This window comes from Halopseudomonas xinjiangensis, assembly GCF_900104945.1.
Classification (GTDB): Bacteria; Pseudomonadota; Gammaproteobacteria; order Pseudomonadales; family Pseudomonadaceae; genus Halopseudomonas; species Halopseudomonas xinjiangensis.
The window spans coordinates 3,148,984-3,164,574 of sequence record NZ_LT629736.1 but is presented as its reverse complement, the minus strand read 5'-3'; the positions used below and the strand labels follow the sequence as shown (position 1 = coordinate 3,164,574).

12 protein-coding genes are annotated in these 15,591 nt (G+C 63.8%); 5 read left to right on the top strand and 7 right to left on the bottom strand.

Annotation, left to right across the window (positions count from 1 at the left end):
• Positions 1-2 precede the first annotated feature (2 nt).
• The 5 genes from BLT85_RS14850 (at position 3) to fhuF (ending at position 7,941) form a co-directional block, all read left to right on the top strand.
• Positions 3-776 carry an SDR family NAD(P)-dependent oxidoreductase gene (locus BLT85_RS14850; RefSeq protein WP_093396387.1) on the top strand — a complete coding sequence of 258 codons (774 nt, stop codon included), beginning with the start codon at positions 3-5 and terminating at the stop codon, positions 774-776.
• A 75-nt stretch (positions 777-851) separates the two neighbouring features.
• Positions 852-4,769: a PAS domain-containing protein gene (locus tag BLT85_RS14845; RefSeq protein ID WP_093396385.1), complete on the top strand. Its 3,918-nt coding sequence runs from the start codon at positions 852-854 to the stop codon at positions 4,767-4,769.
• 180 nt (positions 4,770-4,949) lie between these two features.
• Positions 4,950-5,342, top strand: coding sequence for a response regulator (locus tag BLT85_RS14840; protein WP_093396383.1), 393 nt, complete (start codon positions 4,950-4,952; stop codon positions 5,340-5,342).
• Entirely contained in the window at positions 5,329-6,978 is a 1,650-nt protein-coding gene (locus BLT85_RS14835) for a diguanylate cyclase (protein WP_093396381.1), read from the top strand. Before BLT85_RS14840 ends, BLT85_RS14835 begins: the two co-directional genes overlap by 14 nt.
• Before the next feature lie 195 nt (positions 6,979-7,173).
• Positions 7,174-7,941 (top strand): siderophore-iron reductase FhuF, encoded by a 768-nt coding sequence (gene fhuF, locus BLT85_RS14825; RefSeq protein WP_157718188.1) that lies wholly within the window; start codon positions 7,174-7,176, stop codon positions 7,939-7,941.
• Between the two features lie 5 nt (positions 7,942-7,946).
• Here the strand turns inward: fhuF and BLT85_RS14820 are convergent, their stop codons facing one another.
• From BLT85_RS14820 to BLT85_RS14790, 7 genes are all read right to left on the bottom strand, one after another.
• Positions 7,947-8,990, bottom strand: coding sequence for an NAD(P)H-dependent flavin oxidoreductase (locus BLT85_RS14820; RefSeq protein ID WP_093396372.1), 1,044 nt, complete (start codon positions 8,988-8,990; stop codon positions 7,947-7,949).
• Positions 8,991-9,051: 61 nt separating this feature from the next.
• Complete coding sequence (locus tag BLT85_RS14815; RefSeq protein WP_231701491.1) at positions 9,052-9,975, bottom strand: hydroxymethylglutaryl-CoA lyase; 924 nt, start codon at positions 9,973-9,975, stop codon at positions 9,052-9,054.
• A gap of 119 nt (positions 9,976-10,094) precedes the next feature.
• Entirely contained in the window at positions 10,095-11,105 is a 1,011-nt protein-coding gene (locus BLT85_RS14810) for a zinc-binding alcohol dehydrogenase family protein (protein WP_093396366.1), read from the bottom strand.
• 91 nt (positions 11,106-11,196) lie between these two features.
• Positions 11,197-11,946, bottom strand: coding sequence for a sulfite exporter TauE/SafE family protein (locus BLT85_RS14805; RefSeq protein WP_093396363.1), 750 nt, complete (start codon positions 11,944-11,946; stop codon positions 11,197-11,199).
• Between the two features lie 25 nt (positions 11,947-11,971).
• Entirely contained in the window at positions 11,972-13,951 is a 1,980-nt protein-coding gene (fhuB, locus tag BLT85_RS14800; RefSeq protein ID WP_093396360.1) for a Fe(3+)-hydroxamate ABC transporter permease FhuB, read from the bottom strand.
• Positions 13,944-14,804: an ABC transporter substrate-binding protein gene (locus tag BLT85_RS14795; protein ID WP_231701490.1), complete on the bottom strand. Its 861-nt coding sequence runs from the start codon at positions 14,802-14,804 to the stop codon at positions 13,944-13,946. Before BLT85_RS14795 ends, fhuB begins: the two co-directional genes overlap by 8 nt.
• Entirely contained in the window at positions 14,801-15,571 is a 771-nt protein-coding gene (locus BLT85_RS14790) for an ATP-binding cassette domain-containing protein (RefSeq protein WP_093396357.1), read from the bottom strand. Before BLT85_RS14790 ends, BLT85_RS14795 begins: the two co-directional genes overlap by 4 nt.
• Positions 15,572-15,591 lie beyond the last annotated feature (20 nt).

The following is a 15,591-nucleotide window of genomic DNA, read 5'->3' as shown; positions in this document are numbered from 1 at the left end:
ACATGAGCAACAACCGTTTCGACCTGAGCGGCAAAACCGCGCTGATTACTGGCGCATCGAGCGGCCTGGGTGAACACTTTGCGCTGATCCTGAGCCAGGCCGGTGCTCGCGTCGTTGTCGCCGCGCGGCGTGTCGAACGCCTGCAATCATTGGTGCAACGGATCGAGTCAGCCGGTGGTCAGGCCCTGGCGGTGCCGATGGACGTCACCGACGGCGACAGCATCGACGCCGGGTTCGCCCAGGCCGAGGCGGCCTTCGGCACGGTGGACGTGCTGGTCAACAACGCAGGGATCGGCGATCCGGTGCCGTTCCTGGACATGAGCGAAGGCAACTGGCGCAGCATGATGGATACCAATCTGGACGGCGCCTGGCGCGTGGCCCATCGTGCCACCGTCGCCATGGCCAAGGCCGAAACCGGCGGCAGCGTGATCAATATTGCCTCGATCCTGGGTCTGCGGGTGGGCACGGCGCTCAGCCATTATGCGGTTGCCAAGGCGGGTGTCGTGCAGCTCACCAAGGCCATGGCATTGGAACTGGCCAGGCATGGTATTCGGGTCAACGCCATCGCACCGGGGTATTTTCGTACCGAGATGAACGGCGATTATTTCGACACCGAAAAAGGCCAGCAGTACATCCGCAGCAAGGTCCCGATGCGCCGGCTCGGTCAGTTGGAGGAGCTGAGCGGGCCGTTGCTGCTGCTGGCCAGCGAAGCCGGCTCGTTCATGACCGGCAGCGTACTCAATGTCGATGGCGGACACCTGAGCAACAGCCTCTGACCGCAGGTCGCTGGGCGGCTGGCAGGGGCTTCGCTTTACGGCTATTGTCTGCCCATAAACCTGTGGAAACCCTCGATGGCCAAACCCGTTTTGCCGTTAACGGGGCGTCTGGTGATGCCCTTTGGCATCCTCGCCCTCGCTCTGTTTTTTCTCGCTCTGGGACTGTTGAGCTGGCATCAGCGCGAAGATCGCTGGGCCGGGCAGCTCGCTGCCCAGGCAGAACTGCAGCGGCTGGCGGTGATGCAGTCGCAGCAGGCGTTGAAGCGACAGGCACTGATGGCGGCCGAGACCGTTTCGGAAGATGACGATACCCTGCGTCTGATACGTCGGACCGCTGAGCTGGCCCAGCGCGACGGACTGCATAGCCCGTTGGTGGCGACGTTCCGGGCGAGGCTTGAACAGGACATGAGCGGTTTCTGGACGGCCTTGCAGAACGCAGGCGCCAACCAGTTGCATATACATCTCAGCCCGGGCGTCGTCAGCCTGCTACGCATGCACCGCCCGGAGCGTTGGGGCGATTCTCTGGTGGGCAACCGGCCGATGCTGACCGAAGCGCAGCGCAGCGGTGTAGCGCGCAGCGGCCTGGAGGTCGGCCGTTTCGGCCTGGGCATGAGCGGTGTCGTGCCGATTCGCGCCTCCGACGAGGCTGGCGCGCCGGTCGTCGCCACGCTTGAAGTCGGTTTCGGCATGCTTCCGGAGCTGCGTCAGCTCGACAGGGAGCTCGGTGCTGGCCTGGCCGTTCTGCTGCACCAGCCGACCCTTGCCATCAATCGAAGCGAACATAATAGCGACGGCCTGGCGACCAGCGAGGACGGTACCTGGCTGCTCGACAGCTATTCGCGCGAAGAGGCGCTCGAATGGATGCAGGCAGACCAGCTTGAACTGTCCGCTGATCGGCCTAGCCACCAATTGCTTACTGCCGGAGAGCAGCACTATCTGGTTTCCCAGTTTCCCATGCATGACCGCGCCCGGACCAACCGCTCCGCCCCCGCCGTAGCGCTTATCCTTGCCTGGCGCGATGTCACCGAAAGCCTCGCCGAACACCGCGCCGACCAGTTGCAGCAGCTGGCGAGGTGGATTGGAGCCTTCCTTGCAGCGACCGCTCTGTTGCTCTTGTTGCTGAGCCTGACCCGCGCCGCGGCGCGGCGTCAGACGCTCGAGCAGACGCGACTACAGCAGCAGGCTTTGCATGCATTAAACGACATGGCTGCCGAACCCTCGCTCGACGTTAGCGCTCGACTGCACAACGCCCTGCGCCTGGGATGTGACTACCTGGGGCTGGATCAGGGCATTGTCAGCCGAATCGAAGGTGACCAGTTCCTGGTCGTCGCGCAGCAGAGTCCCGACCAGTCACTGCATGACGGCGACGTGTTTGATCTCGGCCAGACCTTCTGCAGCCTGGTTATCGAACACAAGGACGTGCTCGATCTGTCACGCATCGGCGCTTCGGATTTCCGCCAACATCTGAGTTACGAAACGTTCAAGGTCGAATCCTATATCGGCGCACCCGTTGTGGTGGATGGCCAGTATTTCGGTACGATCAGCTTCTCCAGCTCGCGGCCCGTGCGGGCCGACTTCAACGAGATCGACATCGAATTCATGCGGCTCTGCAGCCGCTGGGTGGGTTCCACCCTGACGCGCGCGCGGGCCGAGCAGGATCGCGATGCGCTGATCGAGCGCTTCAACAGGCTGACGCGTCATTTGCCGGGGATGGTCTACAAATTTCAACTCTCGACCGATGGCCGCTTTTGGTTCCCATACGCCAGCGAAGGCATCGAGGAGATTTACGGCGTGACCGCCGAGGAAGCAGCCAAAGACGCTTCCACAGCTATCTCACGGCTGCATCCGGATGACCAAGACCGTGTCATGCAAAGCATCAGCGAATCGGCGGAGAACCTTACTGTCTGGCGTGGCGAATATCGAGTGTTGCACCCGCGCCTGGGCGAAATCTGGGTCGCCGGCTTTGCCAGCCCGCACAAGCTCGATAACGGCGATATAGTCTGGTACGGCTTCATTGGCGACGTGACGGCGCGCAAGCATATCGAAGTGACGCTCGAGCGTGAGCGCTGGCGTCTGGCCTCGATTATCGAAGCGACCAACATCGGCACCGGCGAGTGGAACATCCAGACCGGCGAGTGCGTATTCAACGAGCGTTGGGCGCAAACCATCGGGTACCGACTCGAGGAACTCGAGCCGACCACGATCGATACCTGGCGCAGCCTGGTACACCCTGACGATCTTCTGATGGTGCGCGCCAGCGTCCAGGAGCATTTCGAGGGTAGAGAAGATTACTTCCAGGCCCGGTTTCGCATTCGCCACAAGGACGGGCACTGGGTGTGGATGCTCGGTAGGGGGCAGGTCGTCAGCCATGACGAGCACGGTCAACCCCTGCTGATGAGCGGTACCCATGCCGATATCAGTGACGAAGTACAGCGTACCGAGGAGATCCGCCGAGCGCGCTCTTCGCTTCGAGCAGTAATCGACGCCTCGACCGAGGTCGCAATCATCACCATCGATCTCGACGGCATCATCACGCTGTTCAACAGTGGCGCCGAGAAGCTGCTGGGTTATACCGCGAGTGAAATCGTCAGCAAGTCCACACCCGAACTCTTCCACCTGCCCGCCGAAGTGGAGCGTCGGGCCGCGGCGCTGGCGGAGGAGCTGGGCAGACCAGTGACGGGTATCGACGTGTTCGTCGCCAAGGTGCGCTCAGGTCGGGCGGAAACGTTGCCGTGGACCTTCATCCGCAAGGACGGAACGCAACGCCTGGTCAACCTCACGGTAACGCGCATGGCCGACGAGAACCAGCAGCCCATTGGCTTTCTCGGTATCGCCACCGATATCACCGAGCTGATTCAGGCCACCCGCGCACTACAGAAAAGCGAATCACGTTACCGCAGCATGGTCACCAACCTGCCGGGCGCTGTTTACCGGTGCCAGAACGATGCGAACTGGACGATGCAGTATCTCAGCGATGAAATCGAGGCGATCACCGGCTACCCGGCCAGCGATTTCATCGACAGTCGCGTCCGCAGCTATGCCAGCGTCGTGCATCCGGAGGACCTCGAGCTGACCTTCGCTGTACAGGAGCAGATCGATCAACGCGGTAGCTACGAGCTGAGCTATCGGATCGTGCATGCCGCCGGCCACGAGGTATGGGTGCGCGAAAAGGGTCGTGGGGAGTTCGACTCCCAGGGCAACCTGCTGTGGCTGGGCGGCTTCCTCTGGGATGCCACCGAACAGCACCGCATCGAGCAGATGAAATCGCAGTTCGTATCCACCGTCAGCCATGAACTGCGGACGCCGCTTACGGCGGTGTCCGGCGCGCTTTCGCTACTGGCAGGTGGCGCGCTCGGCGAGATACCGCCACCCATGCAACGGCTGCTCGAGATCGCCCAACGCAACAGTCAGAACCTCAACAGTCTGATCAATGATCTGCTGGACATGGACAAGCTGACGCTGGGCAAGGTGCATTTCAACATGCGGATCGAGCCTTTGCGACCCCTGCTGGAGCAGGCGCTGGAAGCCAATCGCAGCTACGCCGACCAGTACAAGGTAAGGCTGGAGGCAGGGCGAATCGATGATGTTGAGGTGACAGTCGATGCGCAGCGGCTCGGGCAGGTTCTGGCCAACTATCTGTCCAACGCGGCCAAGTTTTCCCATCCGCAGGGCTATGTCACGCTCCAGGCTGTCGCCGAAAACGGGGAAGTGCGGGTCAGCGTTATTGACCAGGGCGAGGGCGTACCCGCGACAGCGCAGCCGCTGTTGTTCAACAAGTTCAGTCAGGCAGACAGCTCGGACACGCGCAGGCGGGGCGGGACCGGCCTGGGCCTTGCGATCAGTCGCGAGCTGATCGAACGGATGGGAGGCCGAGTCGGCTTCGAGTCCATCGAAGGAAGTGGCTCGACCTTCTGGTTTACCCTGCCGCTCGACGCAGGCGAGTCGAGGCCGCTGAGCACACCAGGCCACGGAGTGCAGAGCGAGCCGCAATGAGCACTCCGCGCTGTGCTGCGCCTTTCGCAGCAGCTCATTGCCTGGAATGCAAAACCGGGCTCGACTCGCGTCCCTGGTACGTTCACCATTGCGCTTGGACTTGCCGATCATCGGCGACACTGCCGCGTCCGACCGGAAAGGGGTTATGCCGCAGGCCGAAATTTTCACCTGGAGCCGGACATGAGTGACCTGCAGCGACTGTTGCACATCGAAGATGACTCATCGATTCGGGAAATCGTCCGCATTGCGCTGGAAATTGTCGGCGGAATGACCGTCAAATCCTGCGCATCGGGCCCTGAGGGGCTGGAGGTGGCCGAGGCTTTTGCTCCCCAGTTCATCCTCCTGGACGTCATGATGCCCGGCATGGACGGGCCGCAGACGCTTCGCCATCTGCGTGAAAAACCGGCGCTGGACGACGTACCTATCGTGTTCATGACTGCCAAGGTTCAGCCACCGGAAATAGAGGAATACCAACGCATGGGCGCCGCTCACGTGATCACCAAGCCATTCGATCCGATGACCCTCCCCGAGCAGGTACGAACGATCTGGAGCCAGTGGCATGCAGCCCACTGACCATCTGCGCGCACAGCTTCAGCAGCTTTCCGACGGATTTCGCCAGCGCCTGAAGCAGCAACTGCCCGCGCTGCGTGATCAGGCCCTGGAGCTGGCAGCGCAGCAAAAGCCTGACCTGCAGTCGCTGGAACCGATTCGCGACCAGTTGCACATGCTGGCCGGATCAGCCGGAAGCTTCGGCTTCGCCGAAGTTGGCGTGCAGGCAAGAGAGCTAGAGCAGCTGGCCAATCGCTGCCTGCGCGATGGCTTCGGTGAAACGTGCCGTCAGGAACTGGCCGACGGCATCGCCCTGCTTGGGCGGCTGCCGCTGGGCCCCGCACCGGAAGAGCCGATCACCGACCAGATGATAGCGGACACCTGCGAGAATCGAGGTATTCAGGTACTGGAAGCGAACCCGGATCTGGCGATGCGCATGTCACAGACGCTGGAGAGCTTCGGCTACCGCGTCGAGCGGCACGCCGATGCCGAATCGCTGACATCCGCGCTGCGGGCGCACCAGCCGGACGCGCTGGTCATCGACGTCAGCCCGGCCGGACCGGGCTACCAGATGCTTGAGACTATCGCCGAGCTGCAAAGCAGCTGGAGCCATCCTATGCCGTTGATCGCGGTTAGCGATAACGACGACTTCGATATCCAGATCGCCGCGGTGCGTGCGGGCGCCCAGGGTTTCTTCACGCGCCCGGTCGATCTGGCTGCGCTGGAGAATCGCCTGGAGCGCTGCTTCGGATCGCTGCAGAACGAGCCGTTTCGCATCCTCGTGGTCGACGACGACACGGCGCTGGCGGCACGCTTCGCTACTGTATTGAGTGCCGCAGGGATGCTGGTCGAGACCGTCGAGCAGCCGCGACAACTGCTGGAACATATCGATAACTTCCTGCCGGACGTGATCGTGATGGACGTGCACATGCCTGGCTATTCCGGGCCCGAGCTGGCACAAATGATCCGCCTGCACGACAACTGGCTGCGCGTGCCGATTCTCTACTTGTCCGCCGAAACCGACCTTGGCCGGCAGATGGCCGCGTTGCTCAAGGCCGGCGACGACTTCATCACCAAACCTATCAGCGACAGTGCCTTGCTGACGACGGTGTTCTCCCGTGCCCAGCGTGCCCGTCTGGTCAGCCGGGCGCTGGCCCGGGACAGTCTTACCGGGCTGCTCAAGCACGCCGACATCAAGGAGCAGGTCGAGCTCGAAGTGGAGCGCTCGCAACGCACACATATGCCGGTTAGCGTCGCCATGATCGATATCGATCACTTCAAGCTGGTCAACGACCGCCACGGCCACGGCGTTGGAGACAATGTCATTCGAGCGCTGGCCAACCTGTTGCGTCAACGCCTGCGCAAGATCGACCGTCTCGGCCGCTACGGTGGTGAAGAATTCGTGGCCGTGCTGCCCAATTGCAATACTCAGGACGCCAAGAGCATCCTCGACGACATCCGCAAGGGCTTCGAGGCCCTGCAATTCAGCGGTAGCGAAGGCCCGTTCCAATGCACGTTCAGTGCCGGCGTCAGCGCCTGTGAAGCGCCGGAGTGGCAGACCGAGGAGGTGCTCGAGCGCGCCGATGCCGGGCTGTACCAGGCCAAGGCCCAGGGGCGCAACCGGATCGTCGCGCCACAGCAGAAGCAGGGACTGCTCTAATGAACTGAACGCCAACAACCTGGCCGACAAGGCATATGTCACCACCTGCGACTACTATTGCTGGTACGGTAATCGCCGCAACGTCATCGCCAGCCTCAGCTATCGCTGGTAATCGACCTCCGCGACCTCCCCGGCCGCGGACATCCTACCCTTATGCATGCCGGCCCGAAGCGGGTGACTGCCAACGGAGAACGCATGATTCAGACACTGCCAGACCTGTTCCCCGGCCCGCTGGCCAGGCTCGGCCAGACGCTGACGCTGGCCGGCGATCCGCGTCCGTCCGTGGACCTTCAGCAGTATCTGGCCCCGCAACAGTTGTCTGACAATCTGCTGCGCTTCGCTCCGCAATACGCCGACGCCGATCGCCGTGCGCTTGCCTCGATCTGGATCAAGTATCACTTCCTGCGCCTGGTTCCGGCAGTGCTGACCGCCAGCCTGCTGCACAACTGGCGCCTGCCGGTGCATGTTGCCTCGCTTCGCGTGGTCATTGGCGAAGACGGGCTGCCGGAAGTCTTCGTCCTGCCAGATATAGGTCGCCCGTGGTCGCGTGAACCTGTAAATGGGTTCGAACGCTTCGAAGAACTACTCGACCATCACCTTGATCCGGTGATCCGGGCACTGTGCTCACAGGTGAAGATCGCGCCCAAGGTACTCTGGAGCAGCGTCGGCCACTATTACGAATGGGCGCTTGGAGAGGTCGCTTCCGCTGGGGCACCGGAGGCCAGAACGAGCCAGGGCAGGGAGCTGCTGACTACGACCTGTCGACCCAATGGTTACACCAATCCGTTGTACGGCAGCATCCGCTATGTGCAGCGCCCGGGCACGGACGAACCGCACCGGCAGCGCAAACACTGCTGTGTGCGCTACCTGCTACCGGGCAAGAAGCTATGCGCGACCTGTCCGCACACCGATAACCCTCCGGCTGGCTACCAACCTGACGCCATTCTCGCGCGCGAAGCCTGATCGGCTCAGTCGGAGAAAGCGCTGCCCAACTCGGCGGTCAACTGATAGGCCGGGATTTCCCGGCAGCCGCTGGCGTTCTGGCCCGACCATAAGGGCGAGAAGTCACCATTGCCTTGTTGTTCAGCAGCCGCTCGCAAGGGTGCAATACCCGCGGTCGCCAGCGGAAAGGCCGGCGCAGCCGGCGACATCGGGCCCAGCTCGCGCATCACCCGATTGACGATACCCCGCGCGGGGCGTCCACTGAATACATTGGTCAAGGCGGTACGAGCAGTGGCCGGACTGGCCAGGGCCGCACGATGGATCGGCGTGGTAGTACATTCCGGACACAGCAGATAGGCGGTGCCGAGCTGCACCGCTGAAGCGCCGAGCGCCAGGGCAGCGCGTATGCCACGGGTATCGGCTATTCCTCCCGCCGCGATCACCGGCAGGCGAACTGCGTCGACGATCTGCGGCACCAGGGACAGAGTTCCGAGCTGCGCGGTCAGGTCATCGTTCAGAAACATGCCGCGATGACCGCCCGCTTCCGATCCCTGGGCGATGATGACATCGGCTCCGCGCGCTTCCAGCCAGCGTGCTTCCTCAACGGTCGTGGCTGAAGACAGCACGAGGATACCAAGCGCCTTGACCCGATCCAGCAGAGCGGGTTCAGGCAGGCCGAAATGGAAGCTGACCACCGCCGGCCGGAAACGCTCGAGCAGCGCAAGGCTATCGGCGTCAAAGGGTCGTCTGCCTGCGCCGGGTTTGACCGAGTCCGGATCGATACCGAATTGTTGGTAATACGGCCGCAGCGCTTCGCGCCAGCGGAGCGCCGCCGCCTCGTCCGGCTGAGGTGGCGTATGACAGAAGAAATTCACGTTCCAGGGTCCGGCGCTGTGTTCGGCTAGTCTGCTCAGCTCCTGTTCGAGCACATCGGGCGACAACATCGCGGCAGGCAACGAACCAAGCGCACCGGCGCGGCATACCTCGAGCGCCAACGCGCTGCCCTGCACTCCGGCCATCGGCGCCTGAATCAAGGGAATTCGTGTTCCCAGCGGATTGGAGCGGTTCATTGGCTCTCCTTGGAAAGGGCTGGTCCAGGCCAGCCGTATGACGAGGAGGACGGGGCGCGTCTCACCCGGTCGCAGACTCAATTCGCGCCAGCATGGCCCGGGCTACCCGGGAGCCGTTCAGCTTGCCGAGTACCTGACATATACGATCGCCAGCTGTAACAAGACGATCCATGTCGACGCCGGTCTCGATACCCATCCCGTTGAGCAGATACAACACATCCTCGGTGGCCACGTTGCCAGTGGCGCCGCGCGCGTAAGGACAACCGCCGAGGCCGGCCACCGAGCTGTCGAACACGGCGATGCCTTCGATCAGCGCAGCATGTATGTTAGCCAGTGCCTGGCCATAGGTGTCATGAAAGTGGCCGGCCAGTCGTTCGCGCGGCACGTCGCGACAGACCCTGTCGAACAGGCGATGCGTATCGCCGGCGGTACCCACGCCGATGGTATCGCCCAGCGACACTTCGTAGCAGCCCATGCCGATCAGCTCGGCTGCGATATGCGCAACGTCTGCGGGCTGCACCGCGCCGTCGTAGGGACAGCCCAGCACGCAGGAAATATAGCCGCGCACGCGCACGTCGTGCTCTGCTGCCGCCTCCATCAACGGCGCGAAGCGCTGCAGACTCTCGCCGATGGAGCAGTTGATGTTGCGCTGGGAGAAGGCTTCGGATGCCGCAGCGAATACCGCCACTTCACGCACGCCGGCCGCCAACGCCGCCTCGAAGCCCTTGAGGTTAGGAGCCAGCGCTGCATAGGTCACGCCAGGACGCTGCTCTATGGCAGCGAACACATCGGCGCTTCCAGCCATTTGCGGCACCCAACGGGGTGAGACGAAGCTGCCGACCTCGATGTAGCCCAGACCCGCGGCGCTCAGATCGTCTACCAGCCGCACCTTCTCAGCCACGCTGATCGGCTGCTGCTCGTTCTGCAACCCGTCACGCGGGCCTACTTCAACCAGGCGTACTCGCGGTGGAAACTGTGTCGACACGTACATGTTCCTTGGCAAGGCCGCCGAACCGGCAGCCGTTTCTCAGGCGAAGGTGTTGTCCAGCCCTTGGACTGTCAAGGCGTAGCCTCGGATCTCGACGTAGCGAGACGAGGCTGCGTTCAGAAGCCTTCGAGCACGATCTTGCCGCGCGCCTTGTGGCTCTCCAACAACCGGTGGGCCTTGAGCAGATTGGCTGCGTTGATGGTGCCGAAGTGCTCACCCAATGTGGTTCGCAGCGTGCCGGTATCGATCAATTGCGAGACGCGTTCGAGCAGTTTGCCCTGTGCGGCCATGTCCGCGGTCTGATGCAGGCTGCGGGCAAACATGAACTCCCAATGCAGGGACAGACTCTTGGGCTTGAGCTTGATCACGTCGAGGCTGTCGAAATCATCGATCAACCCGAGCTTGCCCTGTGGAGTCAGACATTCGATGTACTGGTCGTAGTAATCCTGGGTATGGGTCAACGAGGCGATCATGTCGACCGACTCCAGGCCCAGCTGTTTGAGCTGCGCCAGCATGGGCTGACTATGGTCGATGATGTGGTCGGCGCCTAGCTGGCGCGCCCACTCGGCGCTTTCCGGCCTGGCTGCGGTGCCGATCACGGTCAGGTCGGTGAGCCTATGGGCGAGCTGCACCAGCATGGAACCGACACCGCCCGCGGCGCCGATGACCAGCAGGCTTCGCCCCTTGCCGCTGCCCTCGGTCACGCCAAACCGATCGAACAGCAACTCCCAGGCGGTGATGGCGGTCAGCGGCAGGGCCGCTGCCTCCGCATCGCTGATCGATACCGGCGCATGGCCGACGATGCGCGCATCGACCAGCTGGAACTCGGCATTGCTACCCTGCCGGTTGACAGCGCCGGCGTAGAACACCCGATCACCGGCGGCGAAGCCCTCTACCGCATCGCCGGTCTCCACGACCGTACCCACCGCGTCCCAACCAAGCACCTGCGGCTCGTCCGGGGACGCCGGGCGGGTGCGTCGGATCTTGGTGTCCACCGGATTGACCGATACCGCGGCGACCCGGACCAACAGATCGTGCGGGCCGGGCTGGGGCCGGGGGAGGTCCAGTTCGACCAGTGCGTCGTCACGGGAACTGTCACCGTGCTGGGTATAGCCGATCGCTTTCATTGCATATCCTCACCAAATTCGAACGTTATGTACGATTGCTCCAACCTTAGACGCCGAAAGGCGGGGAGGAAAGCTCTGTGCGCCGAGTCGGTCATTGCCAGAGCACGGCGATCGTCTGACGTTGCTGCCAGATCATCCAGGCTCCGCTGATGGCCATGAAAGCGAAGACGATGCCCTCGAAGGTGCGCTCGGCCATGCCACGCAACAGGCGCCGGGCCAGCCAGTTGGAGGTCACCGCGCCAGCTCCCGCCGCCACGCCGAACCACAGCAGCTCGCCGCTGAGCGCGCCGAGAATCACGTAGCTGACCAGCTTGGTGATCTGCATGGGCAGGGAGATCGCCGTCTTGGTGCCGATCAGACGTGCGCGGCTGAGCCCGGCGCTCAGGTACAGCGGGTTGAGCACAGGGCCCACCGCACCGACCAGCCCCGAGACGAAACCCACCAGCATGTGAGCCGGAAAGAACCACCAGTTGGCAGGCGTCCAGCTGCGCCCACGCGCACCGAAGCGATGCTGTACCACCATGCTGATCAGGAACAGACCGACGACGATCTGCAACCATTCGACTTTCAGCGAAGCGAATACCAACGCGCCACCGATGGCGCCAAGTACGGCTCCCGGCAGACCCCAGCGCACCACGGACCACTGCACGTCGCGGCGAAACACCAGAACCCGCCCGCCCCCGGCCATCAGGGTGGCCAGCGTGGTGACAGGCGCCACCGCCTGCGCACCGACGATGAAACCCACCAGCGGCACCAGTACGAAGGCGCCTCCGCCACCGCCCAGGGTGGATACGATCCAGGCGAAGAAACCCGAGATGAACAGTGCAAGGTATTCGAACATCGGCAGTCCGTGGTTGCAGAGCGACTCAGGCGCGACGACCGAGCCCCCAGACAAGATAGGCGCCGCCGATGACGGCCGCCAGCAGACCGGCCGGCAGTTGGTCCGGGAACATCAACATGCGACCGAGCCAGTCCGCCAGCAGCATCAGCCCTGCGCCCAGCAACGCCGCAGCAAGTAGCTGTCCGCGTGCCTTGTGAAAGCCGAGCAGCCGCGCCATGTGCGGAGCCATCAGGCCGACGAAGCTCAGCGGCCCGATTACCAGCGTGCCTGCTGCGGTCAGCAGCGCGGCGAGCAACATGAGCATCAGCCGCGCCCGTGCCAGGGGTACGCCAAGACTGCGAGGCGCGCTGTCGCCCAGCGGCAGGAGCGTCAGCCAGCGTTGCAGTGGCAGGCACAGCGAGAGCAAAACCCCGGCGCCGATCAGGGCGACCAGTGCCAGCGGCAGCTCCACGTGATAGGTCGAGCCGGAAAGCCAGCCAAGCAGGTCCTGACCGCGCGGATCGTTCATCGACAGCACCAGCGTTTGTACCGCATCGAACAGCGCGCTAATCGCGATACCCACCAGCAGCAGCCGTTCCGGCGAGAAATCCTGACGGCGGGCGAAGCCGATGATGATGAACAGCGTGACCGTAGCACCGAGACAGCCGATCGCCAGCCGAACGAGCAAAGGCGCGGCAGGCCAGAGGAAGACCATGGCCATCAGGCCCAGCGCCGCGCCGGCACTGATGCCCATGATCTCCGGACTAGCCATCGGGTTACCAGTCAGTCGTTGCAGCAGGGTTCCGGCCAGCGCCAGCATCAAGCCGGCGCCCGCGGCGGACATCGCCCGCGGCAAACGCCATTCGATCACCGCCCAGTCCAGCGTGGCGGACCAGCCATCCATTCCCTGCCCGAGAAATAGCGCCAGGGCCGCCAGCAGCAGTACGCTCAGGCCAAGCACGACCAGGGTATGCCGCGCCGGGCCCGCCCGAGCGGGACTACTCGGCACGGCGCGGACTGCCGGGGCCGCACCCATGCGCAGGCGCGGCAACAGCCACAATAGCAGAGGCGCTCCAAGCAGCGCGGTCACCGCGCCGGTGGGCAGCAGTTCACTGCGCTCACTGGCCAGCTGCTGAAGTCCCAGGTCGGCCAGCCACAGCAAAGCGGCACCCAGCAACGGTGTCCAGACCAACCGCTGAGCGAAGCCGCGGGCGCCCATCAACCGGCAGATGGCCGGCGCGGCGAGGCCGATGAAACCGATCACCCCGACGCTGCTGACCACGCAGGCCGTGAGGAACACTGCGATACCCAGCGCCAGAACACGCAAGCGCCCGAGCGACACGCCAAGGCTGCGCGCCCCGGTCTCGTCCAGTTCGAGCAGCGCCAGCGGGCGCGCCAGTATCCATACGGCAAGCAGCGCCAGGGCCAGCCGCGGCAGCAGGAACATCACGCCATCCCAGCTGTTCTGACTGAGCGAGCCCGCTGTCCAGATGAACAGCGCGGTCAGCCCCTGCGGCTGCGTCAGCATCAGCACGACGTTCAGCGCACCCAGATACAAGCTGATGACCATGCCCGCCAGAATCAGGCTAAGCGGGGAGAACCCGCGCCGTCCTGCCAATAGCAGCACAGCCAGCGTAGCCAGCGCCGCGCCGGCGAAGGCGATCCACTGGCTGGCGACAAGCAATGCCGGGGCATGCAAGGTGGCGAGTGCGAGAGCCAACTGCGCCCCGTTCGCCGCACCAAGCGTAGAGGGCGAAGCGAGGGGATTGCGCAGCACCTGTTGCATGAGCAGACCAGCGAGCCCCAGCGCGGCGCCGCATAGACCGCTCATGACCAGCCGCGGCATCCAGCTGAAATGCACCAGCAACTGGCGCACATCGCTCAGCTGCGGCTGCAGCAGCGCTTCTGTCCAGAGCGGGGGCGGCAGGCGAACAGACAGCTGCAGCACCGCCAGTGCAAACGCGACAAGCAAAAGGCCGCCAATCCACAGACCCACCGGCGGACGCCGGCCCATCGGCTCAGCCATCCAGCGCCTCGGCCAGAAGCGTTGCGAAGCGGCTCGCGGAAATCAGCCCACCGAACTGCCAGGTGGGCGGCAGTTCATAAACCCGCCCCGCGCGGACGAATGGAAGGTTCTGCCAGAGGGCGCTGGCGGCAAGGCTGCGCTCGGCATTCAAGGGCAATGGCCGAAGGACGATCAGCCCGGCTTCATGCGGCTCGGCCAGTTTTTCCACGCCGGCCTGGGCGAACCCCCAGAAGTTGTCCGAACCGGTCCACGCGTTGGACAGCCCGGCGCGGATCAGCACCGCATGGAACAGGCTTTGCGGGCCGAACACCCGAACGTGGCGATCGTCCATAAAGCTGGCCACGAAAAGTGGCTCGATGGACTGGTCGGCCAGCGCGACGCGCAATGCGGCAAGCTGCGCATCGACTGCCTGAATCAGCGCTTCGGCGCGGTCTGCGGTTGCGGTGAGCCTGCCGAGTTCGCGGGTGACCTCCCGGGCGTTGGCGTAGGCATCTCCATCCGGGCGGTAGATCGACAGACTGATAACCGGCGCGATCCGCTCGAGCTTGGACCGGGCTGCTTCGAATTGCGGCGTGATGAGAATCATGTCCGGACGTAGCTGCGCCAACAGTTCCAGGTTGGGCTCGGTACGCAGACCAAGGTCATGAACCGTAGGCGGCATCTCAGGGACCGCCACCCAGCGCTGGTAATTGTCCAGCTCGGCGACTGCGAGGGGTGTCACGCCCAGGCCTAGCAGTGTTTCGGCCAAGCCCCAGTCGATCACGGCTACCCGCGGCGTGGCGCCGGGCTCTGCGCGAGCGACCGACAGCGAGGCGATCAGCAGGCATCCGAGAAGGAAAGCGCGCCGTTTCACCCCTGTACCACGGCGATCGAGGTCGCCTGGGTCGGGTGGGGGATCACCGTCATCGGCAGCCCATAAATGCTGTGTAGGTGCGCGTCGGTCATCAGCTCGGCGGGGGTACCCTGCATGAGCAGCCGGCCGGAATGCAGCGCAACCAGCCAGTCGCAGTAGCGCGCCGCCATGTTGATGTCATGCAGCACGACAATGACGCCAAGACCGAGCTCGCGACTCAGCTCATGTATCAGCGCTAGCACCTCGACCTGATGGGCGATGTCGAGTGCGGAAGTGGGCTCGTCTAGAAGCAGATAACGCGTGTCCTGCGCCAGCAGCATGGCCAGCCAGGCACGCTGGCGCTCGCCTCCGGACAGGCTGTCCACAAGCCGGTCGGCATATTGCTCCACGTGGGTGAGTTGCATGGCTCGCTCGACCTTGTTGCGATCTTCTTCGCTGAAGCGGCCAAGCAGCCCATGCCAGGGATAGCGGCCGAAACCCACGAGCTCCCGAACGGTGAGGCTCTCCGCTGCGGGCAGCTGTTGCGGCAAGTACGCCACCTGGCGAGCGAATTCGCGCTCGCTCCACTCCGCTAGGGGTTTGCCATCGAGTTCTATGCGTCCACCGGCGGCCTGTTGCTGGCGGGCCAGCAGCTTGATCAGCGTCGACTTGCCCGAACCATTGTGCCCGATCAGGCCGATCATCCGACCCTCGTCCAGCTTGAGGTCGAGCGGGTGCAAAAGCGTCCGTGAGGGCACTGAAAAGGTCACGGCATCGAGCTGTAACATGCGAGCTCCGGTCGGCGACG